This is a genomic window from Curtobacterium sp. BRB10 (assembly GCF_031844325.1).
Lineage (GTDB): Bacteria > Actinomycetota > Actinomycetes > Actinomycetales > Microbacteriaceae > Curtobacterium > Curtobacterium poinsettiae_A.
Genome location: NZ_JAUZVA010000009.1, coordinates 1 through 15,597, shown reverse-complemented (window position 1 = coordinate 15,597; position 15,597 = coordinate 1). Strand labels below are relative to the sequence as shown.

Here is a 15,597-nt window from a genome sequence, read left to right as displayed (position 1 = left end):
CACCCCCTCCCGCCTCGCACCGCCGGTCAGATCACCAGCAGCCTCGAGTACTGCGCCGCGTCGAGCTGCCGGGCAGCTCCACCCGCGGCGGGGACCTTCCACAGCCCGACCGAGGGGCCGCTGTCGATGGAGACGAACACGTCCCCGTCGGCGGAGGCAGCACCCAGGTGCTCGCCACGCGACCCGGCGGTCAGCCCGGTCACCGGCACGGTGGACGTGCCGCCGCTGCCCACCACGAGCTTGTCCGGGATGCCGCGGTCGATCGTGCACCCGCCCGGCCGGTACTCCGACGGGGCGGGGCAGAACTGCGCCGACTGCAGGAGCGAGAAGCCGTCGGCGTTCGCGGCGGCGTACTCGAACGCGTACCGCGGTTCGATCTGCGTCAGTCGGGTCGCGCCGGGCTTGAGCTGGTACCAGACCCACGACCCGGCGCCACCGGTCGATCGGATGTCGACGTAGACGTTGCCGTGCGAGTCGGCGAGCACGCCGGCGGGGTAGCCGACGACCGTGCCGATCGGCCCGGTGAACGTGCGGGGCGCGATGCCGGTGCCCTTGACGTACGGCTGGCTGACCGTTCCGCCGAGTACGACGACCTTGCCGTCCGGGGTGACCGTCCAGAAACGCTGATCGCTCCCGACGGCCTTGCCACCCAGGTCCAGCACGATCTTCGGGGTCGAGGTGCCGACGGACAGCTTCTGCACCGCACCGCTCACCGAGTCCACCCAGTACAGGTTGCCCTCGGCGTCGGAGCGCAGGTCCGGGGTCAGGTGCAGCCCGGACGCGATGATCGAGATCCCGCCACCGTCTGCCGGGTGCAGCAGGATCTCGGTGCCGTCCGCCGACGGGGTGAAGACGTCACCGTCGGCGTTCGCGGCGAAGCCCTCGCCGTCCGTCGCGACCACGGTCTTCGCACCGCCGCCGGAATCCGCGAACCGCACGACGTCACCGTTGCCGTCGAGCGCGAACAGCGACTGCGTCGTCTCCGGCTCGGGCACCGACGGTGACGTCCAGCGCAGCGTGATCGTGCGGCCGGTCCCCCGGTGGCCGAGGGCACGCACCGAGAAGCGGTACGTGGTGGCGGGCGAGAGCTCGTCGAACCGGTCGGAGCGGGCGCGCGGGTGGAGTCGGTCGACCTGGCGGTCGTGCCGGTTCGCGACGGCGGCGACGGCGACCTTCCATCCCGTCACCTTCGCGCCGTGCTTCGGACCGCGCCACGTCAGCGTGGCACTGTCCGCGTCGCCGGTGACGCGGACGGCGGTCGGTGCTCCCGGCACCGACGGAGAGGTGTGCGCCGTCGCCGGCACCGCGCCTCCGAAGACGAGCGCCGCGGCGGCGACCGCGGTGATGAGTGCTCGGTACACGATGGTTCCCCTGCCTTCTCCGCGGCTCCCTGCGTCACGGCTCCGGTCATCACAGCACCGTGCGGACTCCGGGGGAACGCCTGCGGGAGGGATCTGCGGTTCCCCGCACCGCAAGATGCCGCAGGCCCGGGACCCGCACTGACGACGGACGGGAGGCCCGGTGCCAGCTGGCACCGGGCCTCCCGTCAGAAGAGGTCGCGTCGCAGACGCGCGCGTCTCAGTAGCGCGGCCTGCGCTCCGGACGGTCGTCGCGGTCACCGCGCGGGGCGCGGTCGTCCGAGCGGCGACCGCCACCACGGCGATCCGCACGGATCTCGATGAGCTTGCCGCTGATCCGGGTGTCGGTGAGGCGCTCGAGCACACCGGGGTCCATGTCGGCCGGCAGCTCGACGATCGAGAAGTCCGGACGGATCTGGATCGCACCGAAGTCGTCGCGGCGCAGGCCACCTTCGTTGGCCAGGGCACCGACGATCTGGCGCGGCTCGACGCGGTGACGACGGCCGACCTCGATGCGGTACGGGGACATCGGCTGCGAACGGCGCGGGCCGCGGTCGCCGCGGTCACCACGGTCGCGGTCGCCACCACGGTCGCCGCGGTCGCTGCGGCCGCCACGGTCGTCGCGGGCACCACGCTCGTCGCGCTCGCTGCGACGGGCGTCGCGCTCCATCTGGGTGCGGAGGGCGTCGTCGGCTGCGGTGAGGAGCAGCGGCGAGTCGCCCTGCGCCACGACGGCCAGGGCAGCGGCGACGTCGTCCGAGGGGACGTCGTGGTGCTCGACGTAGTGCGCGATGACGTCGCGGAAGGCGGCGATCCGGCCCTGGTCCTCGAGCGCCGCGGTGATGGCGTCGTCGAAGCGCGTCAGGCGGGTCTCGTTGACGTCGTCGATGGTCGGCAACTGCATCTGCGTGAGCGGCTGCTTGGTGTGACGCTCGATCGCGGACAGCAGGCGACGCTCGCGCGGGGTGACGAAGCTGATCGAGTCGCCCGAGCGGCCGGCGCGACCGGTCCGGCCGATGCGGTGCACGTAGGACTCGATGTCGACCGGGATGTCGAAGTTCACGACGTGCGTGATGCGGTCGACGTCGAGGCCACGGGCGGCGACGTCCGTCGCGACCAGGATGTCGAGCTTGCCCGACTTCAGCTGGTTGACCGTGCGCTCGCGCTGGGCCTGGGCCACGTCACCGCTGATCGCGGCGGCTGCGTACCCGCGGGCACGGAGCTTCTCGGCCAGGGTCTCGGTCTCGCTCTTGGTGCGGACGAAGATGATCATGCCCTCGAAGTCCTCGACCTCGAGGATGCGGGTGAGCGCGTCGACCTTCTGCGGGTACGAGACCATCAGGTAGCGCTGCGTGATGTTCGCGGCGGTCTTCGTCTTGGTCTTGACGGTGATCTCGGCCGGGTCGGTCAGGTACTGCTGCGAGATGCGGCGGATCTGCGCGGGCATGGTCGCCGAGAAGAGCGCGACCTGCTTGTCGTCGGGGGTGTCGGCGAGGATCGTCTCGACGTCCTCGGCGAAGCCCATCTTGAGCATCTCGTCGGCCTCGTCGAGCACCAGGTACTTCAGCTCGGACAGGTCGAGCGTGCCCTTCGCCAGGTGGTCCATGATGCGGCCGGGGGTACCGACGACGACGTCGACGCCGCGGCGCAGGGCGGACAGCTGCACGCCGTAGGCCTGGCCGCCGTAGACCGGCAGGACGTGCACGTTCTTCATGTGGGACGCGAACTGCTCGAACGCCTCGCACACCTGCAGGGCGAGCTCACGCGTCGGGGACAGCACGAGCGCCTGGGGCTTCTTGCTGCCGGACTCCATGCGGGACAGGATCGGCAGCGCGAAGGCCGCGGTCTTGCCGGTACCGGTCTGCGCCAGGCCGACGACGTCGCGCCCGGCGAGGAGCGTGGGGATGGTGGCTTCCTGGATGGCGGAAGGGGTCTCGTAGCCGATGTCCTTGACGGCCTTGAGCACAGCGTCGCTCAGGCCGAGACCGGCGAACGTCACCACGGGCCCGTCGTCGAGGGTCTCAGTGGTTGGGGTGGTGTCCGTGCTCATACCACCAACGGTATCTCGGATGCGCGCTCCGCAGGGACGGGAGGCCCGTGGCGATGCCGCCACGGGCCTCCCGTCCCTGCCCTCGGTCACCTCAGGAGCGCGTGGTGCCGATCCCCAGGACCGCGTCCGCCCGGTCGTTCAGTCGCGTCAGCATCTCGGCGAGCGAGCGCAGCTCGTCGGAGGCGAACTCCTCTGTCAGGTCGTCGAACACCTCGGCCCCGGCGGCGTCCAGCTCGTCGAGCAGCCGTCGCCCGGAGGGGGCGAGCGTGACGAGCGTGGCGCGGCCGTCCGCGGGGTCGGGCGACCCGATCAGGTGCTCGGCCTCGATCAGCGAGGCGACCCGGCGGCTGATCACCGGGCGTGACAGCCCCGTCGCGTCGGCGATCGCGGTCGCCCGGACCGGCCCGTGCCCGGCGACGGCTCGCAGGATCACGCGGGCCGTCGGGTCGAGGCCACCGCGGGACTCGATGAGCGAAGAGCGCAGGGTCTGCCGGACCCACAGCCGGTCGAGCTGGGATCGCAGGAGTCGCTCGGCGGCACGCCGGTCGTCGGTCACGCGCTCAGCGTAGCGGGCACATTTAGTTGCTTGCCGGAAGCAACAGATGTATCGTTGCGCGGTCTGCAAAGTTTCACAGCCAGAAAAAGGAGTTCGATGACCGCCACCGCACCCGTCCCGGTGCAGCACGGTCGGCACACCGCCGAGGCCCCCGCGGCCTCCGCGGGCGCCGGCCAGCAGCCGCTGATGACCCACCGTCAGATCCTCCTGGTGATCTACGGCCTGATGGCGGGCATGTTCCTGTCCTCGCTCGGCCAGACGGTGTTCGGCACGGCGATCCGCACGATCGGCGACGACCTGCACGGGCTCGACCAGCAGGCCTGGGTGACGACCGCCTACCTCATCACCTCGACGATCGCGACGCCGATCTACGGCAAGCTCTCCGACATCTTCGGCCGGCGCCCGCTCTACATCTTCGGCATCGTCGTCTTCATCCTCGGCGCCGTCCTGTCGTCGATGTCGACCTCGATGCTCATGCTCGCCGCCTTCCGCGCGGTACAGGGCATCGGCGCCGGCGCGCTGATGTCGCTGCCGCTCGCGATCATGGGCGACATCCTCGCCCCGCGGGAGCGCGCCAAGTACCAGGGGTACTTCCTCGCCGTCTTCGGCATCTCGTCCGTCATCGGCCCGCTCATCGGCGGTCTGCTCGCCGGTTCCTCCGAGATCCTGTGGATCACGGGCTGGCGCTGGGTGCTCCTGATCAACGTGCCGATCGGTGTCGCGGCGCTCCTCATGGTCATCGTGTTCCTGCACCTGCCGAAGGTGCACGGCGCCGGCGACGCGAAGCCGAAGGTCGACTGGTGGGGCGCGACCGCCGTCATCGTCACCCTCGTGCCGCTCCTGCTCGTCGCGGAACAGGGCCGCATCTGGGGCTGGGGCTCCCCCGCCGCCATCGCCTGCTACGTCGTCGGTGTCGTCGGCCTGATCGGTCTGCTGCTCATCGAGTCGAAGATGGGCGACGCGGCGATCATCCCGCTCAAGCTGTTCCGCTCGGGCACGTTCTCGATGGCGACCGTCATCGGGTTCCTGGTCGGCTTCGCGATGTTCGGCGCGATGCTCACCATCCCGCTCTACCTGCAGATCGTCGTCGGACTGACCCCGACCGAGTCCGGCTTCGCCACCCTGCCGCTCGTCGGTGGTCTCATGATCGCCTCGATCACCTCGGGCCAGATCGTCGCACGCGTCGGCCGGTACCGGATCTTCCCGGTCATCGGCACCGCGCTCGTCTCCGCCGGCTACGTCGTCCTGACCTTCATGACGATCGACAAGCCGCTCTGGTTCCTGATGATCGGCATGTTCCTCATCGGGCTCGGCCTCGGATCGGTCATGCAGTCGCTGACCCTGGCGTCGCAGGGTTCCGTCGAGGCCCGTGACATGGGCGTCGCCACGTCGTCCGCCACGTTCTTCCGTCAGATCGGTGGCACGCTCGGCACCGCCGTGCTGCTGTCCATCCTGTTCTCGGTGATGCCGGCGAACATCCTGACGGCCACGGCGAACCAGAAGGACCTCGGTCCGGCACTCGACGCCGCGCTCAACCCGACCGTCGCCAGCGCGAAGGCGAACCAGGGTGCCATGGACAAGATCTGGACGCCCGTCGTCACCCCGCTGACGAAGACCGTGCAGTCGCAGCTCGACGCGGCCTCGGCGAAGGCGGAGCAGGCCGCCGACGCCGCGGTCACCGAGCAGGTCACCGCGGCCGTGCAGCAGCAGGTCACCGCAGGTGCCGTGCCCGCCGCAGCAGCGCAGAGCGTCATCGACCAGCAGGTCGCGGCGGCCACGCCGGCCGCCGAGCAGTCCGCGCTCGAGCAGGTCGCCGACCAGGCGCACGCCAGCGTGCAGGGCGGCACCGTGTCCGTCGACTGGTCGAACGCCGACCAGCGCTCCTACTGGGTCGACGAGCTCACCCCGGAGCTGGCGAAGAAGATCGACGACGGCACCAGCACGAGCGACAGCGCCACCAGCACGAACGACACCTCGTTCCTGACCGGTGCCGACAGCCGCCTGACCCGGCCGTTCATGGCGGGCTTCAACGCCTCGTCCGTGACGATCTACTGGGTCGGTCTCGGCGTCATCCTGCTCGCGTTCGTACTGACCTGGTTCTTCCGGGTGCCGCCGCTGCGCCAGCGTTCCGCGCTCCAGGAGCAGGCCGACATGTCCGCCGAGGCGCAGCTCGAGGCCGAGGCGGGTGCCGCAGCAGCCGAGGCCGGCTCGTTCACCGGACCGATGACCGGGTCCGTACCGACCGGATCGGGTTCGACCGGACAGGGTTCGACCGGATCCACGCCGACGCACCGTCGGTGACCGACCGGGGCGTCCGTCCGTGCCCCCTTTCCGGGCGGGCGCCCCTCCCACACACAGACACACCAACCACCAGGAGTCCACGTGATCACCACACCGGCAGCGGCTGCGGCAACGGAGCCGTGCACGCTGCGTGAACGGAAGAAGCAGCAGACCCGACAGGCACTGCACGACGCAGCGCTCACCCTGGTGTCGGCGCACGGGCTCGACGGCGTCACGGTCGAGCAGATCTGCGCCGACGCCGACGTCTCCCCCCGCACCTTCTTCAACTACTTCTCGTCGAAGGCGCACGCGGCGCTCGGGCTCGACTCCGTCGAGGTCCCGGAGCGTGCCGCGGCCCGGTTCGTCGAGGCCGACGGCGCCCTCGTCGACGACCTGTGCACCCTGGTCGCGGCGACCGTCCCGCTCTCGCAGGACCGCCGTCGCATGAAGGAGCTGCTCGTGCTCCGGCCGGAGATGTCCGCGATGGTGATGCGGTGGATGGCCGAGTCGCGCCAGTCCCTGCTCAGCGTCGTCGGCACCCGCACCGACGCGCAGACCGCCCGCACCGCCGTGACCCTGGTGATGTCCGCGCTCAGCGAGGCGGCGCACCGCGAGACCGTGCGGAGCAACGACGAGCTCGCGGATCGGCTCCGTTCCGTCGTGCGCGAGATGGCGGCGCTCGTCTCCTGAGCCGCCGGCCGCTGGCTCGCCGTGTCGGATCGGGCGTACCGGGCAGGAACTTCCGGCCCGGTACGCCCGGTTCCGCATTCCAGCGCACGCGCTCTGGGAAGGAACCGCGCGTCGTCGACGTGGCCGAAGGCGGACGGGAGGCCCGTGGCGGCGCCGCCACGGGCCTCCCGTCCGTCAGGTGGTCAGCGTCAGACGACGGACCAGCCACCGTCGCTCGGCAGCACCGCGCCGTTGACGTTCGCCGAGTCGTCGCTCAGCAGCCAGGTGATGGCGGCGGCGAGCTGCTCGGGCTGGGCGACCGGCGGGATGGTGGTCTGCATGATCGGACCGACCCGGCGAGCCGCGTACTCGCTGCGCATCGGCGCCTCGATGTTCGTGGCGACCGCACCCGGTGCCACGGCGTTCGCCCGGATGCCCTGCGGCCCGTGGAAGAACGCGACGCTCTTGGTGTACCCGGCGATGGCGTGCTTGGACGAGGTGTAGGCAGCGCCGGCGGCCGAGGCCTTCAAGGCGGCCTCGGACGCGACGTTCACGACCGACCCCTTGCCGGCGGCGATCATCAGGGGCAGCACGGCGCGGGTCAGGCGCATCGGGCCCGTGACGTTGACGCTGAAGACACGCTCCCAGGTGGCGTCGTCGACCTCGTCCGGCGGCAGGAACGCGTCCATGATGCCGGCGACGTTGGCGAGTCCGTCCACCCGGTCACCGGCGGCCGCGATGAGTGCGTCGATGGTCTCGCTCGCGGCGACGTCACCGACGACGGTCTCCACGGCGAAGCCCTCCAGTTCCGTGCGGAGTGCGTCGAGCCGCTCGGTCACGACGTCGGTCGCGATGACGCGGCCGCCCTCGTTCGCGATGCGCGTCGCCGTGGCGCGTCCGATGCCGGAACCCGCTCCGGTGACGATGATGGTCCTGCCGGTGAACCGTCCGGCGGTGGTGGTGTCGGTCATGTCGTCTCCTCGATGCGAGGCGCTCGCTGCGCCACACCGGTTATAGCACTCAGTGCCGAAAGGTCTCCATGAGCTCGACGAACGACCGTCCGACGGGGCGCCCGCGCACCATCGACCCCGACGCCGTGTCCCTCGTCGCGCTCCGGCTGTTCGAGGACCAGGGCTTCGACGCCGTGTCGATGGACGACGTCGCCGCGGCGGCCGGGGTCAGTCGCCGGTCGCTCTTCCGGCTGTTCCCGAACAAGGCGACGCTGGTGTGGGGAGGTCTCGACGAGTTCGCGGCACGGTTCCGCGAAGCCCTCCGGGCACGGCCGGCCGACGAGCCCTCGGCGGTCGCGCTCCGGGCGGCCTACCGGATCGGTGCGACGTTCCCGGACGACGCGGTCGAGGTCACCCGGCACCGGCTCCGGGTCATCCGCGCGAACCCGTCGCTCGAGCACGTCGGCGCAGCCACGGTCACGGCCCTGACCGACGAGATCCTGCGGTACGTGGCCGAGCGGGACGGGGGCACCGCCGACGACCTCGCCGCCGCCGTGCGCGCCCACACGCTGGCCGCCGCCGCGAGCGCAGCACTCACCTGGTGGGCCCTGCACGGCGACGGACGACCGGAGGACGTCGTGGAGCGCGCACTGGCGCTGCTCGACTGACGAACCCCGGGCTTCCCCCACTCCGCACGCCGGAGTACCTTGCCGGGCATGCACACGACCGGACCCGCGCCGTACTTCCAGTTCGCCGGCACCGCCAGGCGTGCCCTCGAGCACTGGCAGCGGGTGTTCGGTGGCGAGGTGCGGATCGCGACCAACGCGGACTTCTCCCGCACGGACGGTCCGGCCGACGCCGTCGCGCACGGCCAGCTGACCGGCGAGCTGCAGCTGTTCGCCGCGGACGCGAGCGAGGGCGACACCCCGTTCTCGGCGACGGGGCTGCTCTTCTCACTGCTCGGCGCTGCGGAACCGGACGTCCTGCGTCGGTGGTTCGACCAGCTCGCCGAGGGCGGTACGGTCGTCGACCCGCTGCAGCAGCGGCCGTGGGGCGACTGGGACGGCACCGTCCGTGACGCGTTCGGGGTCACCTGGCTGATCGGGTTCGAGGGCTCGGCACGCTGACCCAGGCGCGCTGCGTCCCGCGCGCTGCAGCGCCTACTGCTGGTCGGACGGCAGCAGCGGCGCCCAGAAGGCGTCGGGACCGTCGGCCTGCACCGCGTCGCGCTCGAACCGGAACCCGTAGTCACGCACGAAGTCGAGGGCTGCGGCCTGCTCGTCCTCGGCGTCGTCCTGGGCCGCGTCGAACAGGTACACCCCGTGCCCCATCGCGACACCGGCGTCGCTGATGACGGAGAGGTCCCAGCGCCCCTGCTCGGAACGCTCGATCCGGACGACGGCGGCCTGGGATGCGGTGAAGTCAGCCATGCCGCGAGCCTACGGACGTCCGGTGGCTGGCGTTCAGGATGCCCCGCGGCCACTACGCTGTGCACGGTCACAGGTCAGACGAGTGGAGAACGAATTGTCAGTCGGATTGCTCGCCGTGGTGGACGACATCCTCTCCGCAGCCCTCAAGGCCAGCGCGAAGACCGCCGGGGTCGTCATCGACGACGCCGCCGTCACGCCCCAGTACGTGCAGGGCCTCGAGCCCGCCCGCGAGCTGCCGGTCGTCGGGCGCATCGCGCTCGGCAGCCTGTTCAACAAGTTCGTCATCATCATCCCGCTGGCCCTGCTGCTGACGGCCTTCGCGCCCGGCGTGCTGCCGTGGCTCCTGCTGCTCGGCGGCACGTACCTGTGCTTCGAAGGCGCCGAGAAGGTCACCGAGTGGTTCGGCGTGCACCACGAGGGCGGGTCCGACGAGGCCGTCACCGAACCGAAGCTCGTCTTCGGCGCCATCCGCACCGACCTCATCCTGAGCACCGAGATCATGCTCATCGCACTGGCCGGCCTCGACCCCGACCTGGGGCTCTGGCCGACGCTCGGCGCCCTGATCGTGATCGGCCTGGTCATGACCGCGGTTGTCTACGGCGCCGTGGCACTGCTCGTGAAGGTCGACGACATCGGCCTGCAGATGATGAAGAACTCCGTCCGCCGCACCCGTCGGAGCGGTGCCCGCATCGTCCGTGCGATGCCGATGGTCTTCCGGGTCATCAGCGTCATCGGCACGGTCGCGATGCTCTGGGTCGGTGGACACCTGGTCATCGCGAACCTCGCCGAGACCGTCTGGCACGGGCCGTACGACCTGCTGCACGTGATCGAGCACGCGCTCGAGGCCGCAGGCCCCGTCGTCGTGTGGATCGCCGACACCGCCGTGTCGGCCGTGGCCGGCCTCGCGCTGGGCATGGTCGTCGTCGGCATCGTGCTCGGCGTCGGCCGCCTGCGCGGCGGGCAGCACTGACGCGGCTGCACGGCGGACAGGAGGCCCGTGGCGGCCCGGCACCGCGCCTCCCGTCCAGCGCGCCGTCCGCCCACCGCTGACGGTGCTCCGCGGCGCTCAGCGCTGCACGTTCTCCAGGTCCTCGAGCAGGTTCGGGTGTGTCGGGACCCAGCCGAGCGCTTCGCGCGTGTGGGCACTCGACGCCGGTTGGTCCATCGCGAAGATCGGCGCGAACGCGCCGAAGGTCTCGTCGGCCACCCGCTCGACCGGCAGGCCGAGCCGACGCCCGATGACCTCGGCCAGGTCACGCACCCGGTCGCCCTCGTCGGCGACCGCGTGCCAGACGGTCCCCGCCGGAGCACCTTCGAGCGCGAGCCGGAACAGCACCGCCGCGTCCGCGGCGTGCACGGCGGGCCACCGCTGCTCGCCGTCGCCGGGGTAGCCCGCGACCCCCGCCTGTCGGGCCGTCTCCGTCAGGATCCCCGCGAACCCACCCGTGCCGTCGGCGTGCACGGTGCGCGGCAGCCGGATGGCCGAGACCCGGACGCCCCGTGCCGCCAGTTCGAGGGCGGCGAGGACGGATCGGGCGCGACCCGCGACCGGCCCCTCGAGCGGGAGCGGGTCGGTCTCGACCGAGGCTCGACCGGACTCCCACGGCGTGCCAGAGACGACGACGAACGGGCGGTCGCTGCCGACGAGCGCCTCGCCGAGTGCGGCCATGGCGGCGCGCTCCTCGGCGATGCCCCGCTCGAGCGCCTCCGCCGAGCTGAAGTCGTTCGAGAACGCGAGGCTGACGACGCCGTCGGCGGAGCGCGCGCCCTCGCGCAGCACGTCGAGGTCGGTGAGTGCACCGCGGGCGGGGGTCGCCCCCGCGGCGACGAGGGCAGCTGCCGACCGGTCCGATCGGGCCAGTGCCGTGACGGTGTGCCCGGCGGCGATGAGTTCGGTGACGACCGCGGTGCCGATGGTGCCGGTGCCGCCGGTGACGAAGACGTGCATGGGTGCTCCTCAGAAGTGATGGGACTTTTGTACCGTCACGGTACACCCGCGACGGGACAATTGTCCCGTCGCGTATGATCGTCCCATGGCGCGATGGCAACCCGGGGCCCGGGAACGACTGGTCCTGGCCGCGGTCGACCTGTTCTCCGAGCAGGGCTACGACGAGACGACCGTCGCGCAGATCACCGAGCGCGCCGGTGTCACCAAGAGCACGTTCTTCCGGCACTTCCCGGACAAGCGCGAACTGCTCGTCGCCGGGCAGGAGACCCTGAGCCGACTGCTCGCCGAGGGGATCACCGGCGCACCGGCCGACACCACCCCGCTCGACGCCGTCGCAGCAGGACTGGAACGGGCCTCGGACGAGATGGGACCGATGAACCGCGAGCTCGGACCACGACTGCGAGCGGCCGTCTCCGCCAGTGCCGAGCTGCAGGAGCGCGACGCCCTGAAGAGCGTCGGGATGGCCGCGGCCATGACCGACGCCCTCGTCGGCCGTGGCGTCCCCGACGCGCCCGCTCGGCTGGCCGCCGAGATGGGGGTCCTGGCGTTCAAGCAGGGCTTCGAGCGGTGGTCCGGTGTGGGGCGCGCGGACGACGACCGGCTGGCCGACCACGCCACGGCCGCGCTCGCCGAGCTCCGAGCGGCGGCAGCCCAGCTCGGCTGAGCGGGCGCCGGGCGGGCGCGGGGCGGACGCGGGCGGCCCGGGCGGACGCCGGTCGCGCATCGTCGTATCCTCGGCGCCATGGCAACGGTGCGACAGGTCCAGGTGACGTTCGACTGCGCCGAGCCGGAGCGTGTCGCCCGGTTCTGGTGCGAGGTCCTCGGGTACGTGGTCCCACCGCCCCCACCGGGGTTCGCCGACTGGGACGCCTTCGACCGGTCGCTGCCGCCGGAGCACCAGGGGGCGGCCTTCGCGTGCGTCGACCCGACCGGCGCCGGCCCGCGCCTGTTCTTCCAGCGCGTCCCCGAGGGCAAGACGGTGAAGAACCGCGTGCACCTGGACGTCCGGGTCGGAACCGGCATGGTCGGCGCCGAACGGCTCGCGGCCCTCGACGCCGAGAGCGCCCGACTCGTCGCACTCGGCGCCACCCAGATCCGTCGGATGACGGCGGACCAGGTCGACGAGTCGTGCATCGTCATGCAGGACGTCGAGGGCAACGAGTTCTGCCTGGACTGACGACCCGACGCCAGGCCGGCGGCGGACGCGCCACCGGCCTGGCGTCATCACGTCCGGCAGGGTGTCAGGCCACCGGCCCGTAGATCGGCGTCTCCGCCTGGTCGAGCTCGAGTTCGGCGGTCTGCTGGATGAGGGCGAGCAGGTCTGCGTCGAGCCCCGGTGCGAACTCTTCGAGCCGCTCCTCCGCGATGAACGACGGCACACCGACCGGGGCCTGCTCTGTGGCGGACAGGTCGGTGCCGTCCTTCGAGGGCGACGCCCCGCGGAAGATCTTGCCCGCCTCGGACGCGCCGTCGAGATCGAAGCTGTACTGCTTGCTCTGCAGTCCGAGGTCGACGAGCTCCTTGACCTCCGGGAACCGCTCGGCGTTCGTCTTCGGGATCGGCAGGAGCGTCTTCCACTCGACACCCAGCGTCTCGAGCGCCTTCGCGTAGGCGTTCTCGTGCGCCTGGTCACGCACGATCAGGTAGGCGATCGTGCTGCGGGCGGTCGGGTTGTCCGTCATCTCGTAGATCCGGCACTTCTGCAGGCGACCGGTCGACTCGAGCATCAGGTTGTACAGCAGGTCGAGCGGCAGGTTGCCGGAGTTGTAGACGTAGTTGCCGCTCCACGGGTTGCCCGCGGCGTCGACGGGCAGGGCTCCCTGGGCACCGACGAGGTAGTGGTGGATGTTGCTCGTGTCCAGGGCGATGTTCAGCGGCGTCGCGCCCTTCGCTCCCGGGGTGTCGAGCGGGTCGGTGAGCTTGCCGCTGTACTCGGGCGAGCCGTCCAGCAGCCGCGAGATGGTGGTGCCGATGAGCTCGACGTGACTGATCTCCTCGGTGCCGACGCCCTGGATGAGGTCGCGGTACGGCTTGGCGGCGGGGCCGCGGAAGTTCATCGCCTGGAAGAGGTACTGCATCATCGTGCGCATCTCGCCGAACTGTCCGCCGAGCCCCTCCTGCAGGGCGTTCGCGGCGGCGGGGTCCGGTTCACCGTCGGCGATCTCGTTGATCCAGGTCTGTGCGTGGAAGTACATGGGGCCTCCTTGCTCCGTACGACGGTTCCGCCGCGGGCCCAACGCTCCTCAGTGTGGCTGGCAGAGCACACGGACGGACGGCACCGAGGCGTATCGTCGGACGCTCCGCACCGCAGCACGCCGGAAGGACCAGCACTCCGCATGACCGTCACCACCGCAGCCGACGCCACCGCCCTCGAACACCTGCTGGGGTCCGAGCAGGTGCTCCACGACCCGGAGTCACTGGAGCACTACCGCCACGACGACGCCGAGTGGGCCGACTCCGCGGCACCGCTCGCCGTGGTCCTGGCACGCGGCACCGACGACGTCGTCACCGCCGTCCGGTGGGCAGCCGCAGCGGGTCTGCGTGTGGTCCCCCGCGGTGCCGGCACCGGCCTGTCCGGCGGTGCCAACGCGATGGCCGACTCGATCGTCGTGTCGCTCGAGCGGATGAACCGGGTGCTCGAGGTGAACACCGACGAGCGGTACGCGGTCACCGAACCCGGCGTCATCAACGACGCACTCCGCGCCGTCGTCGCCGAGCACGGCCTCTGGTACCCGCCGGACCCCGCGAGCTCGGCGATCTCGACGATCGGCGGCAACGTCGCGACGAACGCCGGCGGCATCTGCTGCGTCAAGTACGGGGTCACCCGCGACTACGTGCTCGGCATGACCGTCGTGCTGGCCGACGGGTCGGTGGTGGAGCTCGGCCGCCGGACGGCGAAGGGCGTCGCCGGGTACGACCTCACCGGACTGATGGTCGGTTCCGAGGGCACGCTCGGCATCGTCGTCTCGGTCACCGTGAAGCTGCTCCCCCTGGCCGGCCGTGACGAACGTGCGGTGATCGGGTACTTCCCCTCGCTGACCGCCGCGGGCGACGCCGTGGCCGCGATCTCGCGTGCGGGGATCGTCCCCGCCGCGCTCGAGATCGTCGACCGCACCTGCCTGCGGGCCGTCGACGACTGGATGCACCTCGGGCTGCCGGCGGACGTCGACACCCTGCTGCTCGCGCGGGTCGACGAGCGCGGTGCCGCCGGGGACGCGATCGCCGACCACGTCGCGGACGTCTTCGCCGAGGCAGGTGGCACGGACGTCGAGCGGGCCACCGACCCTCAGGACATCGACCGACTGTTCCAGGCCCGCCGGCTCGCCTACCCGGCGCTCGAACGGCTCGGTCCGGTGCTGACCGAGGACATCTGCGTGCCACGGAGCGCGGTGCCCGAGATGCTCCGGCGGATCCAGGTGACCGCGGACGCGCAGGACGTCACGATCGCCAACATCGCGCACGCCGGCGACGGCAACCTGCACCCGCTGATCATCGCGCCCGAGGGCGACGACGCCGCGAAGGCCCGCGCGAAGACCGCGTTCGACCAGATCGTGGCGGACTGCCTGGCGCTCGGTGGGACCGTGACCGGTGAGCACGGCGTCGGGCTGCTGAAGCTGCCGGGCCTGCGCGTCGAGCTCGGCGAACGCGTGCTCGCGATGCACCGCTCCGTCAAGGACGCGCTCGACCCGGCAGGGACCCTGAACCCGGGCAAGGCGTTCTGACCCGGGTGGACGACGCAACGGGAGGCCCGGTGCCAGCTGGCACCGGGCCTCCCGTTGCGTCAAGTGGTCGCGTTCAGCGACCGGTGTGCGTCACGCAGGAGCGCCTCCGCACGCACGCCCGCTCAGTGGCGACGGAAGTACCCGTTCGCGCCACCGACGTACATCAGGATCGTCGCGATGAGCACCGCGATGCCGCCGATGAACCCGAAGGCGTTGCCACCCGAGGCCGCACCGACGCCGACACCGATGAGCTGCAGGACCGCGAGGACCGTCAGCACGATGCGGGCCCAGTTGCGGCCGTCGCGCATCTTGAAGACGATGATGAGCTCGATCACGGCGAGGATGAACGCGAAGATCGCGCCACCGACGAGCGGGGCGGTGCCGACGTCCTGTGCGGCGGACGAGCTGCCACCCGAGACCAGACCGATGATGCCCTGCAGGATGTTCGCCAGGACCACCACCAGCCAGATGACGAACGACACGGTGACGGAGGTGGGACGACTGGACGTCGATGCCATGGGGAATGCCTTTCTCGATGAGCCACGTTCAGCGGCCTCACAGCGAACGTACTTGCGGGCGTGACCGCTGTCCGGATGGGCTCGAAGGTCACAGAGCGGTAACGACCGGAGATCGG

At 71.2% G+C, this 15,597-nt stretch carries 16 protein-coding genes; 8 read left to right on the top strand and 8 right to left on the bottom strand.

All coding sequences use genetic code 11. The features are described from left to right. Positions 1 to 26: 26 nt before the first annotated feature. From Q9R26_RS16770 to Q9R26_RS16760, 3 genes are all read right to left on the bottom strand, one after another. Positions 27 to 1,361 carry a fibronectin type III domain-containing protein gene (locus Q9R26_RS16770; protein WP_209133733.1) on the bottom strand — a complete coding sequence of 445 codons (1,335 nt, stop codon included), beginning with the start codon at positions 1,359 to 1,361 and terminating at the stop codon, positions 27 to 29. Between the two features lie 217 nt (positions 1,362 to 1,578). Continuing rightward, a complete protein-coding gene (locus Q9R26_RS16765; RefSeq protein ID WP_209133735.1) occupies positions 1,579 to 3,408 on the bottom strand; it encodes a DEAD/DEAH box helicase in 1,830 nt (609 codons plus the stop codon). 91 nt (positions 3,409 to 3,499) lie between these two features. Beyond that, the gene (locus Q9R26_RS16760; RefSeq protein WP_259580537.1) at positions 3,500 to 3,964 is read right to left on the bottom strand and encodes a MarR family winged helix-turn-helix transcriptional regulator; all 465 of its coding nucleotides are present in this window, start codon (positions 3,962 to 3,964) and stop codon (positions 3,500 to 3,502) included. 96 nt (positions 3,965 to 4,060) lie between these two features. Here Q9R26_RS16760 and Q9R26_RS16755 point away from each other — a divergent pair, with 96 nt between their 5' ends. Together Q9R26_RS16755 and Q9R26_RS16750 are read left to right on the top strand one after the other, a co-directional pair. Beyond that, entirely contained in the window at positions 4,061 to 6,265 is a 2,205-nt protein-coding gene (locus Q9R26_RS16755; protein ID WP_311227961.1) for an MDR family MFS transporter, read from the top strand. Between the two features lie 81 nt (positions 6,266 to 6,346). Beyond that, entirely contained in the window at positions 6,347 to 6,934 is a 588-nt protein-coding gene (locus Q9R26_RS16750; protein ID WP_311227960.1) for a TetR/AcrR family transcriptional regulator, read from the top strand. 188 nt (positions 6,935 to 7,122) lie between these two features. Here Q9R26_RS16750 and Q9R26_RS16745 read toward each other — a convergent pair whose 3' ends face one another. Then, a complete protein-coding gene (locus Q9R26_RS16745) occupies positions 7,123 to 7,884 on the bottom strand; it encodes an SDR family NAD(P)-dependent oxidoreductase (protein WP_262137040.1) in 762 nt (253 codons plus the stop codon). Between the two features lie 68 nt (positions 7,885 to 7,952). Here Q9R26_RS16745 and Q9R26_RS16740 point away from each other — a divergent pair, with 68 nt between their 5' ends. Continuing rightward, positions 7,953 to 8,531: a TetR family transcriptional regulator gene (locus tag Q9R26_RS16740; RefSeq protein WP_311227959.1), complete on the top strand. Its 579-nt coding sequence runs from the start codon at positions 7,953 to 7,955 to the stop codon at positions 8,529 to 8,531. A gap of 48 nt (positions 8,532 to 8,579) precedes the next feature. Continuing rightward, positions 8,580 to 8,990 carry a VOC family protein gene (locus Q9R26_RS16735; protein ID WP_311227958.1) on the top strand — a complete coding sequence of 137 codons (411 nt, stop codon included), beginning with the start codon at positions 8,580 to 8,582 and terminating at the stop codon, positions 8,988 to 8,990. A 33-nt stretch (positions 8,991 to 9,023) separates the two neighbouring features. Here the strand turns inward: Q9R26_RS16735 and Q9R26_RS16730 are convergent, their stop codons facing one another. Next, entirely contained in the window at positions 9,024 to 9,293 is a 270-nt protein-coding gene (locus Q9R26_RS16730) for a hypothetical protein (protein ID WP_182066433.1), read from the bottom strand. Between the two features lie 94 nt (positions 9,294 to 9,387). Between Q9R26_RS16730 and Q9R26_RS16725 the strand changes: the two genes are divergently transcribed. Then, positions 9,388 to 10,263: a DUF808 domain-containing protein gene (locus Q9R26_RS16725; protein WP_311227957.1), complete on the top strand. Its 876-nt coding sequence runs from the start codon at positions 9,388 to 9,390 to the stop codon at positions 10,261 to 10,263. A 96-nt stretch (positions 10,264 to 10,359) separates the two neighbouring features. Here the strand turns inward: Q9R26_RS16725 and Q9R26_RS16720 are convergent, their stop codons facing one another. After that, on the bottom strand, positions 10,360 to 11,241 hold the full coding sequence (locus tag Q9R26_RS16720) for an SDR family oxidoreductase (RefSeq protein ID WP_209133746.1): 882 nt from the start codon (positions 11,239 to 11,241) through the stop codon (positions 10,360 to 10,362). Between the two features lie 85 nt (positions 11,242 to 11,326). Here Q9R26_RS16720 and Q9R26_RS16715 point away from each other — a divergent pair, with 85 nt between their 5' ends. Together Q9R26_RS16715 and Q9R26_RS16710 are read left to right on the top strand one after the other, a co-directional pair. Beyond that, on the top strand, positions 11,327 to 11,905 hold the full coding sequence (locus Q9R26_RS16715) for a helix-turn-helix domain-containing protein (protein ID WP_311227956.1): 579 nt from the start codon (positions 11,327 to 11,329) through the stop codon (positions 11,903 to 11,905). A 78-nt stretch (positions 11,906 to 11,983) separates the two neighbouring features. Then, on the top strand, positions 11,984 to 12,418 hold the full coding sequence (locus tag Q9R26_RS16710) for a VOC family protein (protein WP_311227955.1): 435 nt from the start codon (positions 11,984 to 11,986) through the stop codon (positions 12,416 to 12,418). A 64-nt stretch (positions 12,419 to 12,482) separates the two neighbouring features. Here the strand turns inward: Q9R26_RS16710 and Q9R26_RS16705 are convergent, their stop codons facing one another. Beyond that, positions 12,483 to 13,436 carry a manganese catalase family protein gene (locus Q9R26_RS16705; protein ID WP_311227954.1) on the bottom strand — a complete coding sequence of 318 codons (954 nt, stop codon included), beginning with the start codon at positions 13,434 to 13,436 and terminating at the stop codon, positions 12,483 to 12,485. A gap of 141 nt (positions 13,437 to 13,577) precedes the next feature. On the opposite strand from Q9R26_RS16705, the gene Q9R26_RS16700 reads away from it, so the two are divergent. Next, a complete protein-coding gene (locus Q9R26_RS16700; protein ID WP_311227953.1) occupies positions 13,578 to 14,963 on the top strand; it encodes an FAD-linked oxidase C-terminal domain-containing protein in 1,386 nt (461 codons plus the stop codon). Between the two features lie 122 nt (positions 14,964 to 15,085). Here the strand turns inward: Q9R26_RS16700 and Q9R26_RS16695 are convergent, their stop codons facing one another. Then, positions 15,086 to 15,481: a hypothetical protein gene (locus tag Q9R26_RS16695; protein WP_182066426.1), complete on the bottom strand. Its 396-nt coding sequence runs from the start codon at positions 15,479 to 15,481 to the stop codon at positions 15,086 to 15,088. Between the last annotated feature and the right edge of the window lie 116 nt (positions 15,482 to 15,597).

Bases quoted from the DNA above. Each gene is read 5' to 3' on its own strand.
- Q9R26_RS16705 (WP_311227954.1), bottom strand. From the start codon at position 13,436: ATGTACTTCCACGCACAGACCTGGATCAACGAGATCGCCGACGGTGAA.
- Q9R26_RS16745 (WP_262137040.1), bottom strand. From the start codon at position 7,884: ATGACCGACACCACCACCGCCGGACGGTTCACCGGCAGGACCATCATC.
- Q9R26_RS16730 (WP_182066433.1), bottom strand. From the start codon at position 9,293: ATGGCTGACTTCACCGCATCCCAGGCCGCCGTCGTCCGGATCGAGCGT.
- Q9R26_RS16765 (WP_209133735.1), bottom strand. From the start codon at position 3,408: ATGAGCACGGACACCACCCCAACCACTGAGACCCTCGACGACGGGCCC.
- Q9R26_RS16740 (WP_311227959.1), top strand. From the start codon at position 7,953: ATGAGCTCGACGAACGACCGTCCGACGGGGCGCCCGCGCACCATCGAC.
- Q9R26_RS16720 (WP_209133746.1), bottom strand. From the start codon at position 11,241: ATGCACGTCTTCGTCACCGGCGGCACCGGCACCATCGGCACCGCGGTC.
- Q9R26_RS16710 (WP_311227955.1), top strand. From the start codon at position 11,984: ATGGCAACGGTGCGACAGGTCCAGGTGACGTTCGACTGCGCCGAGCCG.
- Q9R26_RS16695 (WP_182066426.1), bottom strand. From the start codon at position 15,481: ATGGCATCGACGTCCAGTCGTCCCACCTCCGTCACCGTGTCGTTCGTC.
- Q9R26_RS16735 (WP_311227958.1), top strand. From the start codon at position 8,580: ATGCACACGACCGGACCCGCGCCGTACTTCCAGTTCGCCGGCACCGCC.
- Q9R26_RS16755 (WP_311227961.1), top strand. From the start codon at position 4,061: ATGACCGCCACCGCACCCGTCCCGGTGCAGCACGGTCGGCACACCGCC.
- Q9R26_RS16715 (WP_311227956.1), top strand. From the start codon at position 11,327: ATGGCGCGATGGCAACCCGGGGCCCGGGAACGACTGGTCCTGGCCGCG.
- Q9R26_RS16700 (WP_311227953.1), top strand. From the start codon at position 13,578: ATGACCGTCACCACCGCAGCCGACGCCACCGCCCTCGAACACCTGCTG.